The sequence below is a fragment of the Bradyrhizobium sp. Leo170 genome (assembly GCF_004296405.1).
GTDB lineage: Bacteria > Pseudomonadota > Alphaproteobacteria > Rhizobiales > Xanthobacteraceae > Bradyrhizobium.
In genome coordinates this window covers 1-1,695 of sequence record NZ_PSRR01000677.1, presented here as the reverse complement: position 1 = coordinate 1,695, position 1,695 = coordinate 1, and the positions used below count along the sequence as shown (strand labels likewise).

General features: G+C 64.6%; 2 protein-coding genes. One reads left to right on the top strand and one right to left on the bottom strand.

All coding sequences use genetic code 11. The features are described from left to right. The first annotated feature begins 236 nt into the window (after positions 1–236). Positions 237–602, top strand: coding sequence for a nuclear transport factor 2 family protein (locus CWO89_RS43930; RefSeq protein WP_130584350.1), 366 nt, complete (start codon positions 237–239; stop codon positions 600–602). 133 nt (positions 603–735) lie between these two features. On the opposite strand, the gene CWO89_RS43925 is transcribed toward CWO89_RS43930, so the two are convergent. Beyond that, positions 736–1,695 (bottom strand): OmpA family protein (locus CWO89_RS43925; protein ID WP_130584349.1); only part of this gene is annotated, 960 nt, incomplete at its 5' end.

The window sequence follows — 1,695 nt, the reverse complement described above, 5'->3', positions numbered from 1 at the left end:
CAGCTTGAATTTCGGGTGAGGGGGAGTCTCCGCGAGTCCGTCTGTCATCGCATTCGCGGATGGAGCCCCTCACCCCAACCCTCTCCCCGTAAGAACGGAGAGAGGGAGAAGGGGCCGTCGGTCGCTCTAACCTAGAATCATCACCCTTAGCGCAGTTCCACGGCCGAGCCAATTGACTTTCCGACCCATGGTCGGTAAATGCCGACCGTCAGTCGGTATGCAGAGGAGAGTAGCAGATGCCTTCGCTCGCCACGCTGCAAGCCTTTGCCGCCACCGTTGAATCCAACGACCATGTCGGCGCCATCCTGAAATTCTATGCGCCGGATGCGCGGACGCAGGAGAATGACGGCGCGCCGCGCATCGGCCGCGATGCGCTGGCCGAACGGGAGCGCGCGGTGCTTGCTTCCGTTGCCGGCGTCAAGACCACCAGGCTCGGACCGCTGCTGCTCGACGGCGACCATTCGGCGATCTGCTGGCGCTTCGAATTCACCGGCAAGGACGGCAGCGTGCGCACCGTGGAGGAAGTCGCCTGGCAAACCTGGCGCGGCGAGCAACTGATCGAGGAGCGCTTCTTCTACGATCCGCATCAGATGAAAAGGTGAAGCGGACATTGCGGCTCACGCATCGGCATGTCACCGCCATGCGCGAAGCCCGCATATAGCCGAACGCACTGAGCACTCGACGAAACAAAAATGGCCGGGATCGCTCCCGGCCATTTGTTCGAAACCGCTCGCCTTAGCGCGGTGGCAGTGACGCGGTGCCGCCGTTGAGCAGCGGGGTGATGCGGCGGATGGTGACGCGCCGGTTGATGCGGCTCGGGCCGTCCGTCTGCTCCTTCAGGTTCTGCTCGCCGTAACCTTGCGAGGTCAGGTTTTCCGCGGGGACCTGGAACTGCTGGGTCAGCAGCTCTGCCGTCGATTCGGCGCGGCGGTCAGAGAGCGAGAGATTGTCCACCTCGTTACCGACAGCGTCGGTGTGGCCCTCGATCAGGAACACCTCCTGCGGATTGCGCTGGAGCGCGCGGATCAAGCCATCGGCGATCACCTGAAGCTTCGCCGCCTGATCCTGGGAAATCTCCCACGATCCCGTGTCGAAGTTGATGGTGTTGACGTCGATGCTCGGCATCAGCATGCGCACGTTCGGGCTGTAGCGGATCTCGTCCAGCGAATAGCGGCGTTCGATCCGGTCGACCGGCGGCGCCACCATGGTGTCGTAAATCACATCCGGCGACGCATCTTCGGCATCGACGATGTAGCGGTTGTAGGGGATACGGACCACCGGCGGTGGCATGTCGACATAGAAGCCGCCGACCGCGCGCGGGTCGCGATAGCTGTTGTCGATGATGACCATCTCGCGGCCGCCCTGGTCACGCCTGATCCGGCGCAGCAACTGGCCATCGCGTCCCACGACCGTGACGATCTGCGAGCCGTCCGGACGGACCACGACCGTGCGGGTCTCGGCGCCGATCGTCTGAGTCTGGACGTCGCGGGCGCCGTAGCGGAAGCGATCGATCTCGCTGTGGCGGATATAGGCCTGGCCGCTCGGGTCGCGGATGATCATACGGCCCGGCTCGGTGATGACGGTGCGGCCGCCCTCCTGGACCTCGCGCCGCTCGGCGCGGAAGTCCTCGATACGCCGCGGCCCAATCGCGACGCCCTCGCGGGAAAACTTGGTGCCGAAGTCGGCCGGAGGCGG

Bases quoted from the DNA above. Each gene is read 5' to 3' on its own strand.
- CWO89_RS43930 (WP_130584350.1), top strand. From the start codon at position 237: ATGCCTTCGCTCGCCACGCTGCAAGCCTTTGCCGCCACCGTTGAATCC.